This window comes from Actinomadura sp. GTD37 (assembly GCF_041951365.1).
Classification (GTDB): Bacteria; Actinomycetota; Actinomycetes; order Streptosporangiales; family Streptosporangiaceae; genus Spirillospora.
This window is the reverse complement of sequence record NZ_JBGNUS010000008.1, coordinates 193,137-214,290: the sequence shown is the minus strand read 5'-3', so window position 1 is coordinate 214,290 and position 21,154 is coordinate 193,137. Positions and strand designations below refer to the sequence as shown.

The 21,154-nt window shown below is 73.2% G+C and carries 22 protein-coding genes; 9 read left to right on the top strand and 13 right to left on the bottom strand.

The features are described 5' to 3' along the window. The first annotated feature begins 127 nt into the window (after nucleotides 1-127). A complete protein-coding gene (locus tag ACA511_RS33110) occupies nucleotides 128-580 on the top strand; it encodes a hypothetical protein (RefSeq protein ID WP_375028619.1) in 453 nt (150 codons plus the stop codon). On the opposite strand, the gene ACA511_RS33105 is transcribed toward ACA511_RS33110, so the two are convergent. From ACA511_RS33105 to ACA511_RS33095, 3 genes are all read right to left on the bottom strand, one after another. Next, nucleotides 526-810 (bottom strand): hypothetical protein, encoded by a 285-nt coding sequence (locus tag ACA511_RS33105; protein ID WP_375028618.1) that lies wholly within the window; start codon nucleotides 808-810, stop codon nucleotides 526-528. The genes ACA511_RS33110 and ACA511_RS33105 overlap by 55 nt on opposite strands. A gap of 77 nt (nucleotides 811-887) precedes the next feature. Further along, nucleotides 888-2,234: a sensor histidine kinase gene (locus ACA511_RS33100; protein WP_375028617.1), complete on the bottom strand. Its 1,347-nt coding sequence runs from the start codon at nucleotides 2,232-2,234 to the stop codon at nucleotides 888-890. Then, the gene (locus ACA511_RS33095; RefSeq protein WP_375028616.1) at nucleotides 2,231-2,917 is read right to left on the bottom strand and encodes a response regulator transcription factor; all 687 of its coding nucleotides are present in this window, start codon (nucleotides 2,915-2,917) and stop codon (nucleotides 2,231-2,233) included. Before ACA511_RS33095 ends, ACA511_RS33100 begins: the two co-directional genes overlap by 4 nt. A 27-nt stretch (nucleotides 2,918-2,944) precedes the next feature. Between ACA511_RS33095 and ACA511_RS33090 the strand changes: the two genes are divergently transcribed. The 5 genes from ACA511_RS33090 to ACA511_RS33070 all read left to right on the top strand — a co-directional run bounded on the left by ACA511_RS33090 (nucleotide 2,945) and on the right by ACA511_RS33070 (nucleotide 6,573). Then, a complete protein-coding gene (locus ACA511_RS33090) occupies nucleotides 2,945-3,463 on the top strand; it encodes a hypothetical protein (protein WP_375028615.1) in 519 nt (172 codons plus the stop codon). A gap of 24 nt (nucleotides 3,464-3,487) precedes the next feature. Continuing rightward, nucleotides 3,488-4,087 (top strand): sulfite oxidase-like oxidoreductase, encoded by a 600-nt coding sequence (locus ACA511_RS33085; RefSeq protein WP_375028614.1) that lies wholly within the window; start codon nucleotides 3,488-3,490, stop codon nucleotides 4,085-4,087. Next, nucleotides 4,057-4,839 carry a ferredoxin reductase gene (locus ACA511_RS33080; RefSeq protein ID WP_375028613.1) on the top strand — a complete coding sequence of 261 codons (783 nt, stop codon included), beginning with the start codon at nucleotides 4,057-4,059 and terminating at the stop codon, nucleotides 4,837-4,839. Before ACA511_RS33085 ends, ACA511_RS33080 begins: the two co-directional genes overlap by 31 nt. A 1-nt stretch (nucleotide 4,840) precedes the next feature. After that, nucleotides 4,841-5,125 carry a DUF6510 family protein gene (locus ACA511_RS33075; protein WP_375028612.1) on the top strand — a complete coding sequence of 95 codons (285 nt, stop codon included), beginning with the start codon at nucleotides 4,841-4,843 and terminating at the stop codon, nucleotides 5,123-5,125. Nucleotides 5,126-5,229: 104 nt separating this feature from the next. Further along, on the top strand, nucleotides 5,230-6,573 hold the full coding sequence (locus ACA511_RS33070) for an MFS transporter (RefSeq protein WP_375028611.1): 1,344 nt from the start codon (nucleotides 5,230-5,232) through the stop codon (nucleotides 6,571-6,573). 44 nt (nucleotides 6,574-6,617) lie between these two features. Here the strand turns inward: ACA511_RS33070 and ACA511_RS33065 are convergent, their stop codons facing one another. After that, on the bottom strand, nucleotides 6,618-7,247 hold the full coding sequence (locus tag ACA511_RS33065) for a PaaI family thioesterase (protein WP_375028610.1): 630 nt from the start codon (nucleotides 7,245-7,247) through the stop codon (nucleotides 6,618-6,620). A 180-nt stretch (nucleotides 7,248-7,427) separates the two neighbouring features. Here ACA511_RS33065 and ACA511_RS33060 point away from each other — a divergent pair, with 180 nt between their 5' ends. After that, nucleotides 7,428-7,919 carry a DUF4870 domain-containing protein gene (locus ACA511_RS33060; protein ID WP_375028609.1) on the top strand — a complete coding sequence of 164 codons (492 nt, stop codon included), beginning with the start codon at nucleotides 7,428-7,430 and terminating at the stop codon, nucleotides 7,917-7,919. A 52-nt stretch (nucleotides 7,920-7,971) separates the two neighbouring features. On the opposite strand, the gene ACA511_RS33055 is transcribed toward ACA511_RS33060, so the two are convergent. Beyond that, nucleotides 7,972-8,655: a cyclase family protein gene (locus tag ACA511_RS33055; RefSeq protein WP_375028608.1), complete on the bottom strand. Its 684-nt coding sequence runs from the start codon at nucleotides 8,653-8,655 to the stop codon at nucleotides 7,972-7,974. A gap of 44 nt (nucleotides 8,656-8,699) precedes the next feature. On the opposite strand from ACA511_RS33055, the gene ACA511_RS33050 reads away from it, so the two are divergent. Beyond that, entirely contained in the window at nucleotides 8,700-9,527 is an 828-nt protein-coding gene (locus ACA511_RS33050; protein WP_375028607.1) for a HipA family kinase, read from the top strand. Nucleotides 9,528-9,538: 11 nt separating this feature from the next. Further along, nucleotides 9,539-9,940, top strand: coding sequence for a DUF3037 domain-containing protein (locus ACA511_RS33045; protein ID WP_375028606.1), 402 nt, complete (start codon nucleotides 9,539-9,541; stop codon nucleotides 9,938-9,940). Here the strand turns inward: ACA511_RS33045 and ACA511_RS33040 are convergent. The 8 genes from ACA511_RS33040 to ACA511_RS33005 form a co-directional block, all read right to left on the bottom strand. Then, nucleotides 9,937-10,845 carry a hypothetical protein gene (locus ACA511_RS33040; protein WP_375028605.1) on the bottom strand — a complete coding sequence of 303 codons (909 nt, stop codon included), beginning with the start codon at nucleotides 10,843-10,845 and terminating at the stop codon, nucleotides 9,937-9,939. The two genes, ACA511_RS33045 and ACA511_RS33040, sit on opposite strands and share 4 nt — an antisense overlap. Nucleotides 10,846-10,992: 147 nt before the next feature. Continuing rightward, nucleotides 10,993-11,937: a helix-turn-helix domain-containing protein gene (locus ACA511_RS33035; protein WP_375028604.1), complete on the bottom strand. Its 945-nt coding sequence runs from the start codon at nucleotides 11,935-11,937 to the stop codon at nucleotides 10,993-10,995. A 78-nt stretch (nucleotides 11,938-12,015) separates the two neighbouring features. Continuing rightward, a complete protein-coding gene (locus ACA511_RS33030; protein WP_375028736.1) occupies nucleotides 12,016-12,858 on the bottom strand; it encodes a GNAT family N-acetyltransferase in 843 nt (280 codons plus the stop codon). A 135-nt stretch (nucleotides 12,859-12,993) separates the two neighbouring features. Further along, a complete protein-coding gene (locus ACA511_RS33025; protein ID WP_375028603.1) occupies nucleotides 12,994-14,589 on the bottom strand; it encodes an alpha/beta hydrolase in 1,596 nt (531 codons plus the stop codon). 152 nt (nucleotides 14,590-14,741) lie between these two features. After that, on the bottom strand, nucleotides 14,742-16,337 hold the full coding sequence (locus ACA511_RS33020; RefSeq protein ID WP_375028735.1) for an alpha/beta hydrolase: 1,596 nt from the start codon (nucleotides 16,335-16,337) through the stop codon (nucleotides 14,742-14,744). A gap of 352 nt (nucleotides 16,338-16,689) precedes the next feature. Further along, complete coding sequence (locus tag ACA511_RS33015) at nucleotides 16,690-18,351, bottom strand: alpha/beta hydrolase (protein WP_375028602.1); 1,662 nt, start codon at nucleotides 18,349-18,351, stop codon at nucleotides 16,690-16,692. A 260-nt stretch (nucleotides 18,352-18,611) separates the two neighbouring features. After that, nucleotides 18,612-19,805, bottom strand: coding sequence for a flavodoxin-dependent (E)-4-hydroxy-3-methylbut-2-enyl-diphosphate synthase (ispG, locus tag ACA511_RS33010; protein WP_375028601.1), 1,194 nt, complete (start codon nucleotides 19,803-19,805; stop codon nucleotides 18,612-18,614). Nucleotides 19,806-19,920: 115 nt separating this feature from the next. Continuing rightward, entirely contained in the window at nucleotides 19,921-21,120 is a 1,200-nt protein-coding gene (locus tag ACA511_RS33005; RefSeq protein WP_375028600.1) for an RIP metalloprotease, read from the bottom strand. Between the last annotated feature and the right edge of the window lie 34 nt (nucleotides 21,121-21,154).

Genomic DNA, 21,154 nt, shown 5'->3' with positions numbered 1-21,154 from the left:
CCGGCGCGCGGCCGTTCCAAGTGCCGCCCGCGGGTTGGACAAGAAGAGTCTTCGTTACTTTACGTCTACCTATCATGACTCTGGGTAATGGTCCCGAGTGCATGTCGGACGAACCTGGAGGGGATAGATGCGCGTAGGTACGAAGCTCGGTGTGGGGCTGGTGGCGGGCGTGCTCGCCGGGGGAGCGCTGAGCGTCGGGGCGGTCGCCGAGGCGCAGCCGCCACCGCAACCGCAGCAGCAGCAACAGGAGGAAGAGGGCCACGGGCCCGGGGCCATCGTCGTCGGGCCCGAGGGCGCCGCCAAGGCGATGGACCGGCTCATCAACCGGGACGAGGAGCGCACCCGCTGGTGCCGCGGAACCGTCCTGCCGACGGACGGGCTGAACGTCCGCACCGGGCCGGGCGTCCACTACCGGAAGATCGGGACCCTGGCGCACAACGCCCAGGTCTGGACGGACTGGGACACTGTCCAGCGCCGCGACGGATACCTGTGGGTCCGGACGAACCAGCAGCACTGGATCGCCGACTACAAGCTCGGCAACGGCAATGGCAAGTGGTACGTCAGGTACTCCAACTGCTGATCGCGGTCGGGTCGGCGGCCGGCACGGCCGCCGACCCGCTCCGTCCTCTGCACGCCGATCGCGGAGGCGGCGGCCAGGCGGTTCCACACCGGCCGGATCTCGTACGAGGTGGGCCCGGTGGGGATGTTGCCGCCGGCGAGGACGCCGGCGACCGCGATCGCGGCGGCGACGAGCAGGCCGACCACGCCGATGGCGGCGGCGGCCACGTACTGGGGGCGGGGGCGCTTCATGGCGGTCAAGCTAGGGCCGTCCGGAGGCGGCCCTTTCGCGGTTAAGGCGGATTTAAGCTCCCGCTAGGGCGCGGCCGCTATGTGCGGGAGTGGCGGCGGCGGCCGACGAGGCGGCGGGAGCGGCGGGCGGGCGGCAGCCAGCGCGTCCGGAACCACATCTGCACCTGGGCGCCGCCGAGGACGCTCCGGTGGATGCGCAGGTAGCCGCCGCTCGACTCCGCGGCGCGGCGGGCGATGTCCAGGCCGAGGCCGGTGGAGCCGCCGCCGCTGCTGCCGCGCTTGAGCGCCGCGTCCGGGTCGGCGATGCCGGGGCCGCCGTCGGCGACGAGGATGCCGGTGACGCCCTGGCCCTGGTGGAGGGTGACGACGAAGCCGGTGCCCTCGGCGGTGTGCCGGAAGATGTTGCCGAGCAGCGCGTCGACGGCGGCGGCCAGCTCGGTGCCGGGGATCGGCAGCGGCGCGGGGCCCTCGGCGCCGATCAGCTCGCAGGAGCGCCCCTCGTCCTCGGCGAGGACGGACCAGAACGCGACCCGGTCGCGCAGCACCTTGGACGCGTCGCAGCTGCCCCGCCCGGTGGGCCGCCGGACGGTCCGGATGATCTGGTCGACCTCGCGTTCGATGCGGTCGACGGCCTGCCGGGTCTGCTCGGCGACGGACCCGTCGCCGAGCGCCTCGGCGTTGAGCCGCAGCGCGGCGAGCGGGGTGCGCAGGCGGTGCGAGAGGTCGGCGGCCATCTCGCGTTCGGCCGACAGGAGCTGGACGACGTGGTCGGCCATCGCGTTGAACGCGAGCCCGGCCTCGACCAGCTCGGGCGGGCCGTCCGGCTCGATGCGGACCGACAGCTCCCCGTCGCCGAACGCGCCCGCCGCCTCCGCGAGCCGCCGGGTGGAGCGGATCATGCGGTTGCCGAGCCGGTCGGCGACGGCGACGGACCCGGCGACGAGCGCGCAGGCGACCGTCGTCATGACGAGCCACGCCTTCCAGACGCCGCGCGACAGGTCGTCGTCGGGGAGGAACACCTCGACGACGGCGGTGCGTCCGGCGTCGAGGGACACCGGCTGCAGGAGGGCGTACCCGCCGTCGACGCGGGCGGTGTAGGAGCGACCGCGCCGCCCTGCCTCGGTGAGCTGCTCGGGGCCCGCGCTGAAGTCGCCGTGGGCGTCCCGCGGGACGAGCGCGCCGTCCGGGAGGTGCACGGTCATCCGCCCGGCGGCGCCGGCCTGGGTGCTGGCGACGGCGCGTTCGAGGGCGGCCGGGTCCTCGGTGACGACGAGGACGGGGCCGAGGGCGCTCGCCTGCCGCTCGGCGGTGGTGAGCGCGCGGTCGCGGGCGATCTCCCGGACGGTGAGCGCGAGCGGGATCAGGAACGCCAGCGCCACCATGGAGGTGACCGCCAGCGACACCAGGACGAGCGTCTTCCTCATGACCGCGGTTCGGGTTCTGCCAGCCGGACCCCGACGCCGCGCACCGTGTGCAGGTAGCGGGGCGCGGCGGCGGTCTCCCCGAGCTTGCGGCGCAGCCAGGACAGGTGGACGTCGATGGTCTGGTCGTCGCCGTACGCCTGCCGCCACACCTCGGCGAGCAGCTCGCGCCGCGCGACCACCCGGCCGGGCCGGGCGGCGAGGTAGGCGAGCAGGTCGAACTCGCGGCGGGTCAGCTCCAGCGGCTCGCCGTCCAGCAGGGCCTCCCGCCGGTCGAGGTCGATGTGCAGGCCGCCGACGGTGAGCTCGGCGGCGGGCCCGGACCGCGCCGAGCGGCGCAGCACCGCCGCGAGCCGGGCGCTGAGGTGCTCGATGGAGAACGGCTTGATGAGGTAGTCGTCGGCGCCCGCGTTCAATAACCGGACGATCTCCGGCTCGTCGTCGCGCGCCGTCGCGATGATGACCGGGACGTCGGAGATGCCGCGGAGCATCTTCAGGACCTCCGCGCCGTCGAGGTCGGGGAGCCCGAGGTCGAGTACGACCACGTCGGGCGGCGACTGCGTGACCTCGCGCAGCGCGTCCATCGCGGTTCCGACGCTGCGCACGACGTGCGACCGGACGCTCAGCTCCCGGATCAGGGCGGTCCGGACATTCGCGTCATCCTCGACCACCAGAACACTCGCCATGGCGGAACCGTATGCCACCATGTGCCCATGCGTCGCGCAATGTCGTATGTTGCCCCATGGGCCGGGGTGACCGCGCTCGCGGTGGCGCTCTCGTGGCTCGGGGTGCGCGACGTCGTGCGCGGCGCGGTGTCGGAACGGTCGGCGCCGCCGCCGATCGCCGGGCCCGTCATCCACTCCAGCCCGGCGGCGCCGCCGGGCCCGACGGCGATCGGATCGCCGACCGCGCGGCCCCGCCCGCCGGACGGCGCGGACACGGCGCCCAAGCCGTCGAAGTCCGCGAAACCGCCGCCGCCCGACGAGCCCGCGAAGACCCCGAAGCCGCCCGACAACGTGCGCAGCTACGCGACCCGCGGCGGGCGCGCCGCGATGTCGGTCGAGAAGGACCGGGTCCGCCTCGTCTCGGCGACGCCGAACCCGGGGTACGAGACGCGCGTGACGCAGGCCGAGGGGTGGCTCCGCGTCGACTTCCTCGATGACGAGCACACCTCGTCGGTCATCGCCTCCTGGTACGAGCACGCACCGATCGTGAAAGTCTACGAATACTGAGCTCAGCCGGGGAAGGACCACCCCATGCCCATCATTTCCCGCGGATTCGGCGGACGGCGCCCCTCCGGCGACCACGAGCTCCCGCCCGGCCAGTACGAGACGTTCGATTTCCCCGTGCTCTCGGCGGGACCCACTCCCCGGGTGCCGCTGGACGAGTGGGAGTTCACGATCAGCACGGAGGACGGCGCCGAGCACCGCTGGAACTGGGACGACCTGCTGGCGCTGCCCGCCGAGACGCCCACCGTCGACCTGCACTGCGTCACGAAATGGTCGAAATTCGACACGGAGTGGCGGGGCGTCTCCCTGGACGTCCTCTTCGAGGACGTGGAGAGCGCGGCCGACTTCGCCCTCGTCCACTCCTACGGCGGCTACACCACGAACCTCCCGCTGGACGATCTGCTCGACGGGAAGGCGTGGATCGCCTACGGCTACGGCGGGGAGGAACTGCCGCCGGAACACGGCGGCCCGGCCCGGCTCCTCGTCCCGCACCTCTACCTCTGGAAGTCGGCGAAGTGGGTGCGCGGGATCCGGCTCCAGGCCGCGGACGAACCGGGGTTCTGGGAGAGCGCCGGCTACCACGACTACGGAGACCCATGGCGGGAGCAGCGGTACCAGGGCGACTAGGCGGGCGGCTGCGCTGGCACGCCGCCGAACTGCTGGAGCGGCGCGCCGAGTCGGCGACGGCCGTCACGCTGGTCTTCCGCGTGCCCGGGTGGCCGGGTCATCTGGCGGGCCAGCACGTGGACGTCCGGCTCACCGCCGAGGACGGCTACAGCACGCAGCGCGGCTACTCGATCGCGTCCGCGGGCGGCGCCGGGGACGGCGGCGGGGACGGGGACGGCGAGCGCGTCGAGCTGACCGTCCAGCGCGTGGCGGACGGCGAGGTGTCGCCGTACCTCGCCGACACGATGATGCCGGGCGACCTGGTGGAGTTCCGCGGGCCGGTCGGCGGCTGGTTCGTGTGGCGTCCCGAGCAGGCCGAGCCGGTCCTGCTGGTGGCGGGCGGCTCCGGCCTCGTCCCGCTGATGTCCATGATCCGGACCCGGCGGGCGGCGGAGAGCCGGGTGCCGTTCCGGCTGCTGTACTCCGTGCGCGGCCCGGACGACCGGCTCTACGCGAGCGAGCTGCGCCAGGGGTCGCCGGGCCTGGACGTGACGCACCTCTACACCCGCCGCGCCCCGGACGGACGGGGGCGCCCGCCGGGCCGACTCACCGCCGAGGACCTCGTCCGGCACGGCTGGCCCGCCGACTTCGAGCCGTCCTGCTACGTGTGCGGGCCGACCGGTTTCGTCGAGAGGGCCGCCGCCTACCTGGTCATGCTCGGGCACGCGCCCGAGAGAGTCCGGACCGAGCGCTTCGGCCCCAGCGGAGGATGACATGGCGATCCTTGACGACCAGCGCGACGACTTCACCGACGGCAACGCCCTCGCGGGCCCGCTCGCGGAGGTCTTCGCGGTCGACGTGACCGCCGCGCGCAGCCGCTGCGCCGGCTGCGGGCGCACCGGCCCGGTCGCCGAGCTGCGCGTCTACGGCCGCGCGCCCGGACTCGTGGCCCGCTGCCCCGGATGCGGCGACGTCGTGCTGCGCCTGGTGCGCGCCCGGGGAACCGTCTGGCTCGACATGCGGGGCGCGGTCTCGCTCTCGATCCCGGTCGGCGACTGACCGGAGCGCTTCGGCGACGCCCGCGGTTTCGGTGGCGAAGCGAGCGGGCAACAGCCAGATGCAACCGCTGAGACCGACGGGGGCGGTCGGAAAGGCAAGCTCCCATGGTCCTGGATCCCGGAGAGGCCGGCCGCGCCCGCGCCGCCGATCCCGGCGAGCGGCGCGCGCAGGTCCGCAAGGCCGCCGCCGCCAGCGTGATCGGCACCTCCATCGAGTGGTACGACTTCTTCCTCTACAACACGGCCGCGGCGATCGTCTTCAAGGACGTCTTCTTCCCCGAGTCGAGCGACTACGCGGGGACGCTGTCGGCGTTCGCGACGTACGCGGTCGGGTTCGCGGCCCGTCCGGTCGGCGCCGCGATCTTCGGGCACTGGGGCGACCGGCTCGGCCGCAAGGCGACGCTGATCGTGACGCTGGTGCTGATGGGGGTGTCGAGCGCACTGATCGGCGTGCTGCCGGGGACGGAGACGATCGGCTGGGCCGCGCCCGTGCTGCTCGTCCTGCTGCGGATCCTGCAGGGCATCGCGGTCGGCGGCGAGTGGAGCGGCTCGGTGCTGCTGTCGATGGAGTGGGGCGACCGGAGGCGGCGCGGGCTGATGGCGAGCCTGCCGCAGCTCGGCGTGCCCATCGGGCTCATCCTCGGCACCGGCATGATGACGGCGATCGCGCTGTCGGCGGACGAGGCGTTCAAGGACTGGGCGTGGCGCGTGCCGTTCCTGTTCAGCCTCGTCCTCGTCGGGATCGGGCTGTGGGTCCGGGTCCGGGTCATGGAGACGCCGCTGTTCGCCGAGGTCGTCGAGCGGAACGAGGTCGCCCGCGTGCCGGTGGCCGAGGTCGTGAGACGGCACCCGAAGGAGATCGTCCTGAGCGCGCTGCTGCGCTGCTCGGAGCAGATGCCGTTCTACCTGTTCACCTCGTTCGCCCTCACCTACGTGCACGAACACCTCGACCTGGCGCAGGGGCTGGCGCTGAGCGCGGTGACGGCGGCGGCCGTGCTGGAGCTGTTCACGATCCCGGCGGCGGGGCACCTCGGCGACCGGATCGGCCCCCGCCGGGTGTACGCGGCCGGGTCGGTCTGCGTGGCGCTCTTCGCGTTCCCGTACTTCGCGCTGCTCAACACCGAGGTCGCGGCGCTGATCGTCGTCGCGGTGGTGGTCGCGCAGATCCCGCACGCGATCCAGTACGGACCGCAGGCGTCGCTGATCGCCACGGCGTTCCCGACCCGGCTGCGGTACGGCGGCGCGGGCATCGGCTACCAGCTCGCCTCGGTGTTCGCGGGCGGGCCGGCGCCGCTGCTCGCGACCTGGCTGCTGCACGACTACGGCTGGCAGGCGATCTCCGTCAGCATGATCGTGGCGTCCGCGCTGACGCTGACCGCGCTCGGGCTCATGCCCGCGCCCGCCGCGGACCGGCCCGAACCGGCGACCGCGGCGAAGGCGCCGACGTGAACCCGGTCAGGCGGCGTGGACCAGGTCAGTCGACGTGAACCGGGTCAGGAGTGCGGGACGAACCGCTGCGGCATGATGAACATCGCGGTGGCCTCCACGGTGACGCGGCCGTCCGGCCCGGAGATCGTCCCGGACGCGTAGACCTTGCGTCCCTCCACCCGGCTCGCCTTCGCCTCCACCGTGAGCGGGACGCCGAGCGGGGTCGGCCGGCGGTACCGCGTCTCCAGGGTCGCGGTCATGCCGGGCGTGCCGGACGCCGCGGCCGCCATGCCGAGCACCTGGTCGAGCACCATCGCGGACACGCCGCCGTGCACGTACGACGGCGGGCCCTCGTAGACGGGGCCGAGCGTGAACTCGCCGCGGACGATGCCGTCCGAGCCGACCGTCAGCTCGACGGGCGGCGCGAGGGGGTTGAGCGCCCCGGTGACGGGGTTGCCGATCTGCCGGTCCATGCGGCGCTCGCCGGCCGGGACGAAGGGCGGCGCGTCCCGGCGCTCGGCGGCGAGCCGGGCGGTCAGCGCCTCGACCTCGGCGGCGACGGCCGCGGCCTCGGCGGAGCCGACCGCGGTGAGCACGGCGGCCTCGGCCAGCTCGCGGACGCGGGCGGCGAGGCCGCTCAGGACCGCCGCCTCGGCCTCGCCCAGCTCGGACCGCTCCATCGGGATCGCGCTCATTCACCCTCCTCGCAGGGGGCCGCCTCTGGCCGCCCCCTAAGCCGAACGAAATTCTAAAATAGCGGCGCGAGCACTCCGGACACCGGGTCCCGCTCAGCGGCGGCCGGATGCGGCGGACCCGATTGAGATAGATTCCTGCCGTATCTCCACCGGCCGCACCGCAGAGCGCTAGGACAGCACGTGACGGACCAGCCCCCACCGCCGCCCGGTCAGCCGCCGCCGTACGGGGGGCCGTACGGGCAGCCGCCCGGCGGATACGACCCGCGGTTCGGGTACGGGCCGCCGGGCGTCCCCTACGGCGTGCCGCAGCAGGGCCCCGCCGAGGAGACGACCTGGGCGATCTTCGCCTACCTCGGCAACGTGCTGATCGGCTTCCTGCCCGCGCTGATCATCTACCTGGCGAAGAAGAACACCTCGCCGCTCACCAGGTTCCACGCGGCGCAGTCGATGAACCAGCAGCTCACCCTGCTGATCCACCTACTGGCGGTGGTCGCGGTGTGCGTGCCGCCGGCGATCGTCCTGGAGGCGCCGGCCTTCCTGCTCCTGCTGCTGATCCCCTACCTGGAGCTGCTGATCGCCGGGTGGACGTTCATCATCCTGGGCGCGGTGAAGGCGGGAAAGGGCCAGTACTACCGCTTCCCGACCTTCTTCTGCTTCCGCATGATCCGGTGACTCACCGGCACGCGCCCGCCGGGAGCGAACGCGTCTGCCCCGGACGGACCGGTCACAGCAGGACGGCTCGGTCGTCCACCCGGGCCACGGCGCGGACGGGAGCGCCGCCGGCGCCGGCCAGGGCGATGGGGAACAGGGAGACCTCGATCGCGCAGCCGCCGTCCTGCGCGTCGACGAGGCGGTCGAGGCCGGTCAGGTTCTCGGCGATCACCGCGCCCGCCCCGCAGAGGACGCGGTGGGCGGCCAGGGAGAAGTCGCCGGAGCCGGGCGGCGGGGTGCGGTCCACGCTGAGCGCGTCGATGCCCACCGTGCGGACGCCCGCCGCGATGATCGCCTCGGCCGTCTCGGGCGCGGGGTAGGGGTGGGCCGGGTAGTCGCCGGTCCCCCAGTGCCGCGACCAGCCCGTCGCGATGAGCAGGACGTCGCCCGGGGCGAGACCGGGCGGGACGGCGTCCGGCGGGATGGGCGTGCGGGGCGGCAGGCCGCGGACGTCCATGACCACGGCCGGGCCGGTGAAGCGGGTCAGCGGCAGCTCGTCGAGGCGGGGCAGGGCGTCGTCGATGTGGAACGGCGCGTCCACGTGCGTGCCCGTCTGCGAGCCCATGTGCAGGCGCAGGACGTTCACGCCGGAACCGGCGACCGTGAGGGCCGGGACGGCCTCCACCTCGGGGTCGCCCGGGTAGACCGGCATGCCCGTGGTGATCGGCACGGAGAGGTCGAGCAGCTCAACGCCCATATATCGATTATCCCGCGCCGACCCCCACCCGGTAGCGTTGCGACGTGTTGCCACATGTGACGGCCATCCGATACGTGACGCCGCTCCGCGAGGGCGGTTCGCTCCCGGGCATCGTCGAGGCCGACGACCTCGGCACCTACGTCATGAAGTTCCACGGCGCGGGGCAGGGCCGCAAGGCGCTGATCGCCGAGGTGGTCGCGGGCGAGCTGGCCCGCAGGCTCGGCTTCCGGGTGCCCGAGCAGGTGCTCATCGACCTGGACCCGGCCATCGGGCGCCACGAGCCCGACCCCGACGTGCAGGACCTCCTCAAGGCCAGCCCCGGCTGGAACCTCGGCGTCGACTTCCTGCCGGGCTCGCTCGGCTTCGACCCGCTGGGGTGGGGCCCCGACGCCGACTTCGCGTCCCGGGTGCTGTGGCTCGACGCGTTCATCGGCAACGTCGACCGCAGCTGGCGCAACCCGAACATGCTCGTCTGGCACGGCGACGTGTGGCTGATCGACCACGGCGCGAGCCTCATCTTCCACCACGCGTGGACGAACGCGGCCCGGCTGTTCTCCGGCCCGTACGACGTGGACGACCATGTGCTGACCCCGTACGCGACCCGCCTGGAGGCGGCCGAGGCCGACCTCGCCCCGCGGATCACCGAGGGGCTGCTGCGCGAGGTGACCGAAATGGTGCCCGACCGCTGGCTGGAGGGCGAGCCCGGTTTCGCCGGGCCGTCGGCGCTCCGGGACGCCTACGTCGACATCCTGCTGCCGCGCGCCGGCAAGCCGCGCGAATGGCTGCCCGACCTGGACGTCGGCGGCCGCCGGCGGGGCACGCCGGCGCGGCGCGGCGAGAACCGCCCCGACTGGCTCGGCGGTCCCTCGTGAGCGGCGCCGGCGTGAGCAACATCAGGACGCCCGGCGAGCCGACGGTGTTCGAGTACGCGGCGCTGCGGATCGTGCCGCGCGTCGAGCGGGGCGAGTCCATGAACGTGGGCGTGGTGGTGTACTGCCGGGCGCTCGACTACCTCGGCTGCCGGACGCACCTGGACGAGCGGCGCCTCCTCGCCCTGGACCCCTCGCTCGACCTGGAGGGCGTCCGGGCGGCGCTCAAGGGCGTGGACGCGGTGTGCTGCGGCGGCGAGGGCGCCGGGCAGGCCGCGGACGAGTCGCCGGGCAGGCGGTTCCGGTGGCTGACGGCGCCGCGCAGCACGATCGTCCAGCCCGGCCCGGTGCACCCCGGCCTCACCGCCGACCCGGCCGCCGAGCTGGAGCGGCTGCTGCGCCTGCTCGTCCTCTAGTCCCACTCCCAGCGGATGCCGTGGTAGCCGGCGGCCATGCCGAACTCGATGAAGTGAACGCTGTGGTAGCTGGACATGCGCAGGTCCGCGGAGTCCTTCAGGGCGGTCTGGCCGTCGGGGCGCCACGTCCGGTGGCAGCGGGCGGGCAGCGCGGACGGGTGGAACCGCACCTCGATGAGGAACTCGTGCTGCGGGGTGCGGAAGCCGCGCCCCTCCTCGGTGATGGGCGGGCCCGTCTCGTCGAACCCGAAGCCGTACTCCAGCAGGTACGTCTCGCCGCGGCCGAGCGCCCGGTCGAACAGCAGCTCGGCGGCGATGAGGCCGCTGGCCTCGTCCATCCGGACGCGCCCGAACCGGCAGCCGCGCGCGGTCCGCGACGACGGCAGGACGCCCTGCGGGTGGTGGTACACGGCGATCCAGCGGTCGACGCCGCGCTGCTGCGCCTGGAACACCGCGCGGCAGCGGACCTCGCGCAGCTCCCGGCGGCGGCCGAGGATGTACTGGTCGTGCAGGCTGAGCCCGGTGAGCTGCCGCTCGCCGCGGTCGCCGATCTCGTCCAGCAGGTCGCGGACGCCCGGTTCGGGGCACAGCTCCTCGACCGGCAGCCACGGCCCGGCGGTCCGCTCGGTGGTCGGCCTGAGCAGCGTCAGCAGGGAGTGCCGCGGCAGTTCGAGGATGACCTCCAGGCCGCGGACGGCGCGCAGCGAGTCGGCGCGCTCGGGCCTCGTCCGGCCGCGCTGCCAGTAGCTCAGCGTGGACAGGCTGACCGCGATGCCCTGCTCCTCCAGGCGGCGCCGCAGCGAGTCGAGGCTGAGGCCGCGCGCCTGGATCGCCGCGTGCAGGGCGACGTTGAACGGACCGTACTGGAGGACCTGTAGGAGATCGTCCTCAGCGACACTCTGCACCTGCGGCCTCCGGATCGGCTCCGGCCGGCCCCCGTCCAACGGCCTTGACTCCCTCTATTGCAGCTTCCGCGCTCACTGTAAAGCGGTTGGCCCCCGTTGCCAACGGGCAACTTGTCACAACCGGGGGTCCACGCGCTAGTGCCACTCCTATTCGACGCCGACGATGCCGCGGCGGACGGCGCCGACCGCGATGTTGGCACTGCCGGACGTGCCGACCCACAGCTCGCCGAGCCGCCGCCGGGGCGCGTGCGAGCTCTCGGCGGTGAACCCGTAGCAGCGCGCGGGGAGCCGGCCGCCGTCGAACTGGACGATCGCGACGTAGTCGTGGACGGGATGGGGGAAGCGCCGGTCGTAGCTGTCGGACGGCGGCTCCCCCGCCGGGCCCAGCTCGTACTCGACGACCGCCGTGTCGCCGGCCGCCAGGACCCGGTCGAAGACCAGCTCGAACGCCATCAGGCCGTCCTCGGCGCGGATGCGGCCGGGCCGGCAGTACCGCACGGCGGCGAGGGCGGCGGCGCCCCGTCCGGGCCGGTCGCCGGAGGCGCCGCCGGTCTCGGGGCTGCCCGGCTCGGGGGCGCCGGCCGTCTGGTGGACGCAGACGACGCGGTCGATGTCGTCGCCCGCCGCGCGCAGGACGGTCCGGACCGACAGCGTCCAGGAGCGGCGCGCCTCGTCCAGCCGGTACACGTCGTGGATGCTGAGCCGCTCCAGCCGGTGGTCGCCCGACCGGTCGAGCTGCCCGACGAGGCAGGCGTAGCGCTCGGGGTCGGGCCACAGGTCACGCGCCGTGCGGCTCCGGTCCGCCGCGCCCGGCCCGGCGCCGGGTCCGCCGCGTCCGGCCGCCGTCCGCGCGGGCGCCGCGGTGGGCGCGGGATCGTCCAGCAGCCCGGTGAGGCCGCCCGCCGGGACCTGGAGGATCTCCTCCAGCGCCGCGACCACCGTGCGCGAGCGCGGCCGGCTGCGGCCCCGCTGCCAGTAGCTGAGCGTGGCCACGCTGACGGTCAGGCCCCGCCGCCCGAGCCTGTGCCGGATCCGCTCCAGGGTCAGCCCGCTCGCCTGGACCGCCTGCCGCAACGCCCCGGCGAACTCCACGGCGGGATGGTACCCGCCGGGCAAGATCAAATCAGGTACCGGGGCGGATCGGGCACGCAGCGACAAGCCGGGCGCGGGTCAGAACAGGACCGACATGAAGGAACCGAGCTCGCCGAACCCGACCCGCCGGTAGGCGGCCCGCGCGCGGGTGTTGTAGTCGTTGACGTACAGCGAGACGGTCGGCGCGACGCTGCGCAGCGCCTCCCGCACCACCGCGGACATCCCGGTCTCCGACAGGCCGCGGCCGCGCAGGTCGGGCGGCACCCACACGCCCTGCACCTGGCAGGCGCGCGGGGTGACGGCGCCGATCTCGGCCTTGAACATGACGCGGCCGTCCTCGATGCGGGCGAAGGCGCGGCCGTCGCGGATCAGCTCGGCTACGCGGGCGCGGTAGAGCACTCCGCCGTCGCCGGTGTTGGGCGAGACCCCGACCTCTTCGGTGAACATCGCCACGCAGGCCGGGTAGACGACGTCGAACTCCTCCATCCGGACGCGCCGGACGCCCGGGTCGGGCGGCATGTCGGGGACGGCGGAGGTGGCCATTACCGGCTGGGACGCGCGGACTGCCCGCGGCGGCCCCCAGTACGGCGCGAGGATCTCCCACAGCTCGCCGACCGCGTCGACCGGCCCCACGATGGACGAGCAGCGCCGGCCCTGCGCCTGCGCCCGCTCGGCGAACGCGCGGACCGCCTCGGGCCCGGCCGCGACCGGGATCAGGTTGGCGCCGGAGTAGCACAGCGAGACGAGCCGCCCGTCGCGCAGGTATCCCCACATCTGGGCGCCGAGGCGCCGGGGGTCGAGCCCCGCGGCGTGCACGCGCGAGCTGACGAACACGTTGGACACCGGGTCGGCGTCCAGGATCGCGAGGGCCTCCGCCCGGTACCGGTCGTCCAGCACGCGCACCGGCATCGAGCCCAGCATGCGCATGGTTACCGGCCCCTGGACGGGAGCGGCCCCCGTTCGGCCCTCACCACTGAAAGCTCCACGTGGACAAGCCTATGCGGTCCGGAGCCCGCGCACTGCTGCGGGCTCCATACCGGCCGGCGCGAAATGGGCTCAGCGGGGTGCCGCCGTCTGGCCGGCGCGGAGGCCCTTCTTGCCCGCGGCGGGCTCGGGCTCCGGCCCCGCCTTGCACGTCGCGTCCGGGCCGGGGCGGTTCGGGGGCAGCTCCCCGCGGCCGAGGTAGGCGGCGACGTGCCGGTCCACGCACGCGTCGCCGGACAGCGAGACGCCGTGGTCGCGCCCGCCGGCCTGCACGAGCAGCCTGGACCCGGGGAACCTGCGGTGCGTCTCCAGCGCGCCCGGGTACGGGGTGGCGGCGTCCTCGGTGGCCTGGACGAGCAGGACCGGCGGCGGCGACGGCGCGCCCCCGACCCGCGGCGGCGGGCCGCCCTGCGCCGGCCAGAACGCGCAGGGCGCGTTGTACCAGGTGTTGCCCCAGGTCTCGAAGCGGTAGCCCGCGCGGTAGAGGCGCTCGCTGTCGGCGTGCCAGCGGGCCCAGTCGCGCGGCCAGGCCGCGTCCCGGCACTGGACGGCGTTGTAGACGGTGTAGTTGTTCTGGTCGAGCCGCCCCAGGGGCTGCCACTCCTTGCGCAGCGGCCCGGGGTCGCGCCGGACGACGAACGCCGACAGGGCGCGCGCGTGCGCCGGCCAGGCGTAGTCGGCGTAGCCGTCGGCGAGGAACACGTCGTCGAGTTCGGCCGGGCCGATCTTCCCGTCGACGGGCTTCGCCTTGACCGCGGCCCGCGCCCTGGCGTACGAGGCGGCGACCTCCCGCCCGGTGTCGCCGAGCCTGTAGACCTTGTGGTGGCGGGCGATCCAGGCGAAGTACGCGCGGATGCGCTTCTCGAACGCCACGTTCTGGTCGAGGTTGTCCTGGTACCAGACGCCGCTGGACCGGACGACGCTGTCGAGCACCATGCGCTGGACGCGTCCCGGGTACATCGTCGCGTACACCGCGCCGAGGTAGGTGCCGTACGAGTAGCCGAAGTAGCTGATCTTCCGCTGGCCGAGGGCGCGCCGGATCGCCTCCATGTCGCGCGCCCCGTCGGCCGTCCCCATGTGCGGGAGGAGCCTGCCGTACCTGCGGCCGCAGTCGTCGGCGTACGCCTTGGCCCTGGCCTTCCACGCCCGCTCCTCCGCCGCGTTCGCGGGGACGGTGTCGGGCCGCGCGCGGCCCGGGTCCTGGTAGGCGGGGTCGCAGATCAGCTCGGGCCTGCTGGCGCCGACACCGCGCGGGTCGAAGCCGATCCAGTCGTAGGACGCGGCGACCTTCGCGGGCAGCGACCGCGTGAAGAACGCGGGCAGGTCGCGCCCGTGCGCGCCGGGCCCGCCCCGGTTGAGCAGCACCGCGCCGCGCGACGCGGCCGCGGTGTGCCGGGCGCGGGTGAGTTCGAGGGTGATCTGCTCGCCGCCCGGACGGGCGTGGTCGAGCGGCACCTTGAGGGACGCGCACTGCAGGCCCTTGAGCCGGGCGCCCTCGACCGGGTCCTTGGCGGGGCACGGCTTCCAGGCGAGGCCGCGCGGCTTGAGCGCGGCTTCCGGCACGGGGGGCGCGGCGGCGGCCGCGGACGTGCCCATGGCGGCGGCCCCGAGCGCGACCGCGGCGGCGGCCGTCCCGGCGGCGGCCCTTCTTCCAGCGTCGTTCAGCACCCCCGTTTTCTACCGGCCGGGGGCCGCCGATCGAGGGACCTCCGGATCGCGCGATTCCGTCCGGAACCGGGGTCACCGGCCCGAAACGAATCGCGGCGCGCCCGCCCCGCGAGTGGGACGGGCACGCCGCGAGCCAGCGTGCCGACCGGGTCTTACGGACGTCCGACCGGGAGGTCCTTGCCCGCGGCGGCGCGGGCGGCCTTCGCGGTCATGGCCGTCGGGTCCGGGTCGTTCAGCGCCGGGACCGCCTTGCAGTAGGCGTCCGGGCCGCGGTGGCCCGCCGGCAGCGCACCCGAGTCGAGGTACGCGGCGACCTTGTCGTCCAGGCAGGCGTTGCCGTTGAGCGTGTTGGCGTGGGTCTTGCCGCCGACCTCGAACACCAGCCGCGAGGACGGGAAGGCCTTGTGCATCTCCAGGCCGCCCGCGACCGGCGTGGCCGCGTCCTCGGTGGACTGGACGAGCAGCATGCCCGGCAGGTCCCGCGCGCCCTTCAGCTTGACCGCCGGCCCGCCCTGGAAGGGCCAGAAGGCGATCGGGGCGTTGAACCAGACGTTGCTCCAGGTGTTGAACCGGTAGCCCTGGCGGTAGAGCTTCTCCGCGTCAGCGTGCCACTTGCCCCAGTTGCGCGGCCACCGGGCGTCGGCGGCCTGGACGGCGTTGTAGACGGCGAAGCCGTTGTCGTCGCCGCCGGTGCTCATCCAGCCGAGCAGCCCGGAGGCGTCCTCGCCGTTGACCCACGCGGACAGCGCCTCCGCGAACGGGATGTAGTAGCCGGTGTTGTAGCCGGCGGACAGCACCGTGTCGTCCAGCTCGTCCGGGCCCATCTGCCCGCCGATCGGCGCCTTCTTCGCGGCGGCGCGGACGGCGTAGTACTTGGCCTCGACGGCCTTCTCGGTCTTGCCCAGGTGGTAGACCGAGTCGTACTTCGCGATCCAGCCCCACCACGCCTTCATGTTGTGCTCGAACGCCTTGTCCTGTTCGAGCTGGGCGTCGTACCAGACGGTCTTCGGGTTGACGTTGCCGTCCAGCACCATCCGCTTCACGCGCTTGGGGAAGAGCGTGGCGTAGGTGGCGCCGAAGTAGGTCCCGTAGGAGAAGCCGTACCAGCTGATCTTGCTCTGGCCGAGTGCGGCGCGGATCGCGTCGACGTCGCGCGCGGCGTCGGTGGTGCGCATGTGGGGCAGCAGCCAGCCGAACTTCTTCGCGCAGTCCTGCGCGTACTTCTTCGACTTGGCGATCCAGGCCCTCTCCTCCTTCGCCGAGCCCGGCACGTAGTCCGGGCGGATCGGGTCGGAGAAGTTCGGGTCGCACGACAGCGCCGGCTTGCTGGACCCGACGCCGCGGGGGTCGAAGCCGATGATGTCGTACTTGGCCGCGACGTCGGCGTGGCCGACGCCGCCGATCCAGCGGGCGAGGGCCGGCGCGTAGGCCAGGCCGGAGCCGCCGGGGCCGCCCGGGTTCACGAACAGGACGCCCTGGTAGTTCTTCTCGTCGGTGTGCCGGTAGCGCGACACCGCGATGGAGATCTTGCGCCCGTTCGGCCGGCTGTAGTCGAGGGGGACCTCGACCTGCGCGCACTGGGCGCGGTTCATCGGGTCGTCCGGGCCGCTGACCTCGCACTCGCCCCAGTCGATGCCCTGGGCCGCGACCGCGGCGGGACCGGACGGGCCGGTGTCCGCGCTCGCGGAGACGGCGGCCACGGCGCCGCCCCCCGCCGTCACGACCGCGGCGGTCGCGACGATGACCATCTTCTTCACTTGACCCCCTCAGATCGGCGGCTCCGGATGCCCCGTCGTTGGGCCGGAGGGGGGAGCCACGCCGATGCATAGCGGATGCGGATTGCGTGGAGATTGTGGCGGTTATGTCGCTTATGACGGCAGAGCGCCGTGCGACTGGATGCGAAATCGTGACAAGATCAACGGAACTTCGTGATATCGCCGCGCGTTTGCCCCGCTTCGGACCGAACCGGCGCCCGGTACGGCCCGCCGATGTCACGGCAGGTGGAAGGCCCGGCACACGGAAGGCCGGGGCACGCGGAAGGGCCCCGGGGATCGCTCCCCGGGGCCCTCGTCACGCTCGGCCGTTCGCCGTCTCCCCGCGTCAGCGGATGACGTCGGCCTCCAGGCGCGCGGCGTTCGGCACCGCCGCGCCGCTCAGCGTCCGGGCGGACGCCTGCGACGGCGGAACCGGGTCACCGAGCTGCGGGACGTGCACCGTGCGCCGCTCCGGACGCTCTCCCCGCAGGAAGTAGGCGTCGAAGTAGGCGTCCACCGCGGCGGAACCGCGGTGCACGATGCAGTGCGTCCGGTCGCCGTCCTGGACGACCAGGCGCGAGCCCTTGAGCCGGCGCTGCATGTCCAGCGCGCCCTCGTACGGCGTGGCCGCGTCGGCGGTGGACTGGAACATCAGGATGTTGTCCGGCAGGTTCCGGGCGTGCCCGATGTCGACCGGCTTGCCGGCCTTGGCGCCCCAGAACAGGCACGGCGCGTTGAACCAGGCGTTGCCCCAGGTCTCGAACGGGTGCTTGCGGTTGATCCGCTCGTTGTCGCGCTGCCACTTGCCCCAGCTGAGCGGCCACTGGACGTCCGTGCACTCGGTGGCGAGGTACATCGCGGTGCCGTTGTCGTCGGACTCGCCGGTGGTCTGCCCGCCGAACGTGCCCGCGAAGGTCGCGGTGTCGCCGGTCTTGTAGGCGGCGAGCCCGGCGGCGTAGCCGTGCCAGATCGCCTGGCTGCGGCGGTAGCCGGCGTTCAGGATGACGTCGGTCAGCTCGTCCGGCCCGACGGCGAGGGTCTGCCCGCTGTCCGGGTCGGTGTAGTAGACCGGCTTCTTCTTGAGCTGCCCGCGCAGGCCGTAGAAGAAGTCGCGCACCTGCCGCTGGGTCGTGCCCAGGTGGTACACCGAGTCGTACTTGGCGATCCAGCCGAAGTAGTAGTCGATGTTCTTGTCGAACGCGACGTCCTGCTTGAGGTTGGCGTCGTACCAGGCGTCCGACGGGCCGACGTTGCCGTCCAGCACCATCCTGCCGACGTTCTTCGGGTACACGGTGGCGTAGGCCGACCCGAGGTACGTGCCGTACGAGGCGCCGTAGTAGTCGATCTTGTCGTTGCCCAGCGCCTTGCGCATCGACTCGATGTCGTTCACCGAGTCGATCGTCTTGACGTGGTCGAGCAGCCCGATCTTGTCGCCCTCGGCGCAGTCGTCGGCGTAGCCCTTGGACTTCTTCAGCCAGGTGGTGACCGACTCCCGGTCGCCGGTGCCGTAGTCCGGACGCGGGGCGTTGGCCCACTCGGGGTCGCACCTGACGGCCGGGACGCTCATGCCGACGCCGCGCGGGTCGAACCCGATGACGTTGTAGGCCGCTCGCATCGGGGCCGAGTTCTGGGCGAACACGCGCGGGCCGAAGAGCGCGCCGCCGCCGCCCGGTCCGCCCGGGTTGACGATGATGTCGCCCTTGGCCTTGCCCTCGCCCGTGTGGGGCGTCTTGGTGAGCTGAAGGGTGATCTTCGTGCCGTTCGGCCTGGCGTAGTCGAGCGGCACCGACAGCTCCGCGCACTGCATGATCGTGGAGACCGGGTACAGGGCGTCGTACAGGTCGTGCACCGTCTGGACGAAGTCCGCCGGGCAGGCGTGCCATTGCAGCGCGGCGGGGTTGAAACCTCCGGCCGTTCCGGCGGAGGGGCCCGCGGCCTGTGCGCTTGTGGCGCCGAGGCCGGTGAGACCGAGCCCGGCCACCGCGGCCACGACAACGATCCTCTTCACATATCCCCCTATCGTGCCGACTCCGGTTGAGTCAGACATACGGGTAAATGACAGGAGATTGTGACGTCGTTGACGCGAGCCCCGACAGGGCCCGCCACAAGTGGATGCCGAATCGTGACAAGATCAGCGGAACTCCGTGACAAGTCCGGACGTTCCGGTCACGGAACCGGATACGGCCCGGCTCACCGGGCCTTCATGCACGCGCGAAAAGGGCCCCGGGTGTGCACCCGGGGCCCTTCGGCGTTCGCTACCGCGTCAGATCAGCCGACCACCACGTCGGCGCCCGGCCCGCTCACCGAGCCGTCCTCGCCGATCTCGATGCCCATCTCGTCGGCGATGCGCATGGCCTCCTCGATCAGCGTCTCGACGATCTGGGCCTCCGGGACGGTCTTGACGACCTTCCCCTTCACGAAGATCTGGCCCTTGCCGTTGCCGGACGCGACGCCGAGGTCGGCCTCGCGGGCCTCGCCGGGCCCGTTCACCACGCAGCCCATCACCGCGACGCGCAGCGGGACGGGGAAGTCCTTCAGGCCGGCGGTCACCTGCTCGGCCAGCATGTACACGTCCACCTGCGCGCGCCCGCACGACGGGCACGACACGATCTCCAGGCCGCGCTGGCGCAGCCCCAGCGACTCCAGGATGGCCGTGCCGACCTTGACCTCCTCGACCGGCGGCGCCGACAGCGACACCCGGATCGTGTCGCCGATCCCCTCGGCGAGCAGCGCGCCGAACGCCACCGCCGACTTGATCGTGCCCTGGAACGCCGGACCGGCCTCGGTCACGCCCAGGTGCAGCGGGTAGTCGCAGGCCGCGGCCAGCCGCCGGTACGCGTCGATCATCACGACCGGGTCGTTGTGCTTGACCGAGATCTTGATGTCCTGGAAGCCGTGCTCCTCGAACAGCGAGCACTCCCACAGCGCCGACTCCGCCAGCGCCTCGGGCGTGGCCTTGCCGTACTTCTCCAGGAGGCGCTTGTCGAGCGAGCCGGCGTTCACGCCGATCCGGATCGGCACGCCCGCGTCCGTCGCGGCGCGCGCGATCTCGCCGACCTTGTCGTCGAACTTCTTGATGTTGCCGGGGTTCACCCGGACGGCCGCGCAGCCCGCGTCGATCGCCGCGAACACGTACTTGGGCTGGAAGTGGATGTCGGCGATGACCGGGATCGGCGACTTGCGGGCGATCGCCGGCAGCGCCTCGGCGTCGTCCTGCGACGGCACCGCGACCCGCACGATCTGGCAGCCGGCGGCGGTCAGCTCCGCGATCTGCTGGAGCGTGGCGTTCACGTCGGCGGTGAGGGTGGTGGTCATGGACTGCACCGACACCGGCGCGTCGCCGCCGACCGGAACGTTCCCGACCATGATCTGCCGGGACTTGCGGCGGGGCGTGCTCGTACCCTGCGCCCCCTGCCCGCCGCCTTCGCCCCGGACATTAGGCATTCCCAGTGAAACGCTCATCCCTCTCCTCTTACTTGCGGCCCCGTACAAAGCCTAAGCGCCCGGTGCGGCCGAACGGACGCCGCCCGGCACCGAACAGTGTGACCTTATGGATACTCTCCGCGACCACCCGAGGTCATTCCGGCAGCCGCAGCGGGTTGACCAGGTCGGCGAGGATCAGCAGCACCCCGAAGCCCACCAGCAGCAGGACCGCCAGATAGGTCAGCGGCAGCAGCCTGGTCATGTCGACCGTGCCGGGGTCCGGCCGTCCGCGGACCCGGTTGACGCCCGCGCGCGCCCGCTCGTACGCGACGACCGCGAGATGCCCGCCGTCCAGCGGCAGCAGGGGCAGGACGTTCAGCGCGCCGAGGAAGATGTTCACCGACACGACCAGCGACAGGAACAGCGCGACCTTGTCCCGCGCGGTCTCGTCGGAGGAGAAGATCTGCCCGGACACCTCGGTCGCGCCGACCACGCTGCCGACCTGGCCGCCGGGCGTGCTCTCCCGCTCGGGCGAGAACAGCCTCGGTATCGCCGCGGGCAGGTCCGCCGCGACCCTGCCGATGCCCTCGACCGTCCGGCCGATGCCGCGCCCGGCGAACACGGCGGCGTCCACCGGCCCGGCCCGCTCGTACCCGCCGCCGGCGACCTTCGCGGAGACGCCGACGAACGGCTCCCCGCCCGCCTCCGCGAGCGTGACCGGCACCGTCAGCGGGCGGTCCGCGCCCGGCCGCTGGACCGTCACCGCCACCGTCTCCCCCGGTTTCGCGTCCCCGATCGCCCGGGTGAGGTCGTTCCAGTCGGAGACCGGCGTGCCGCCGAACGCGACGATCCGGTCGCCGGCCCGCAGCCCGGCCCGCGCCGCCGGCGACGGCGGGCGGCCGCTCTCGCAGGCGCCCTGCATGGTCGCCGGAACGCAGGGCGAGACCTCCTCCACCGTGCTGGTCACCGTGCCCGGCAGCGGCTTGCCTATCGTCATGGCCATCACCATGAGCAGGACGAACGCGAACGCGAAGTTGGCGACGACGCCCGCCCCGATGACGACCGCGCGGCGCCCGGCGGGCTGCCGGTAGAACGCGCGGGGGCGGTCCGCCTCGTCGACGTCCTCCAGCGGCGTGTAGCCGACGATCTTGACGAAGCCGCCCAGCGGGATCGCCTTCACGCCGTACTCGGTCTCGCCCCGGCGGGTGGACCACAGGGTCGGCCCGAAGCCCACGAAGTACTGGGTGGCCTTCATCCCGAACCGCTTGGCGGTGAGCAGGTGCCCGCCCTCGTGCAGCATCACCGACGCCAGCAGCGCGACGACGAACGCCACCGCGCCCAGCAAGAAGGCCATCCGGGGGTTCCCCTCGGGCTCGTTCCCGGGGGTT

Excerpts from the sequence above, each read along its gene's own strand:
- ACA511_RS33110 (WP_375028619.1), top strand. The coding sequence starts at position 128 with ATGCGCGTAGGTACGAAGCTCGGTGTGGGGCTGGTGGCGGGCGTGCTC.
- ACA511_RS33105 (WP_375028618.1), bottom strand. The coding sequence starts at position 810 with ATGAAGCGCCCCCGCCCCCAGTACGTGGCCGCCGCCGCCATCGGCGTG.
- ACA511_RS33100 (WP_375028617.1), bottom strand. The coding sequence starts at position 2,234 with ATGAGGAAGACGCTCGTCCTGGTGTCGCTGGCGGTCACCTCCATGGTG.
- ACA511_RS33095 (WP_375028616.1), bottom strand. The coding sequence starts at position 2,917 with ATGGCGAGTGTTCTGGTGGTCGAGGATGACGCGAATGTCCGGACCGCC.
- ACA511_RS33090 (WP_375028615.1), top strand. The coding sequence starts at position 2,945 with ATGCGTCGCGCAATGTCGTATGTTGCCCCATGGGCCGGGGTGACCGCG.
- ACA511_RS33085 (WP_375028614.1), top strand. The coding sequence starts at position 3,488 with ATGCCCATCATTTCCCGCGGATTCGGCGGACGGCGCCCCTCCGGCGAC.
- ACA511_RS33080 (WP_375028613.1), top strand. The coding sequence starts at position 4,057 with ATGGCGGGAGCAGCGGTACCAGGGCGACTAGGCGGGCGGCTGCGCTGG.
- ACA511_RS33075 (WP_375028612.1), top strand. The coding sequence starts at position 4,841 with ATGGCGATCCTTGACGACCAGCGCGACGACTTCACCGACGGCAACGCC.
- ACA511_RS33070 (WP_375028611.1), top strand. The coding sequence starts at position 5,230 with ATGGTCCTGGATCCCGGAGAGGCCGGCCGCGCCCGCGCCGCCGATCCC.
- ACA511_RS33065 (WP_375028610.1), bottom strand. The coding sequence starts at position 7,247 with ATGAGCGCGATCCCGATGGAGCGGTCCGAGCTGGGCGAGGCCGAGGCG.
- ACA511_RS33055 (WP_375028608.1), bottom strand. The coding sequence starts at position 8,655 with ATGGGCGTTGAGCTGCTCGACCTCTCCGTGCCGATCACCACGGGCATG.
- ACA511_RS33030 (WP_375028736.1), bottom strand. The coding sequence starts at position 12,858 with ATGCTGGGCTCGATGCCGGTGCGCGTGCTGGACGACCGGTACCGGGCG.
- ACA511_RS33020 (WP_375028735.1), bottom strand. The coding sequence starts at position 16,337 with ATGGTCATCGTCGCGACCGCCGCGGTCGTGACGGCGGGGGGCGGCGCC.
- ispG (WP_375028601.1), bottom strand. The coding sequence starts at position 19,805 with ATGAGCGTTTCACTGGGAATGCCTAATGTCCGGGGCGAAGGCGGCGGG.
- ACA511_RS33005 (WP_375028600.1), bottom strand. The coding sequence starts at position 21,120 with ATGGCCTTCTTGCTGGGCGCGGTGGCGTTCGTCGTCGCGCTGCTGGCG.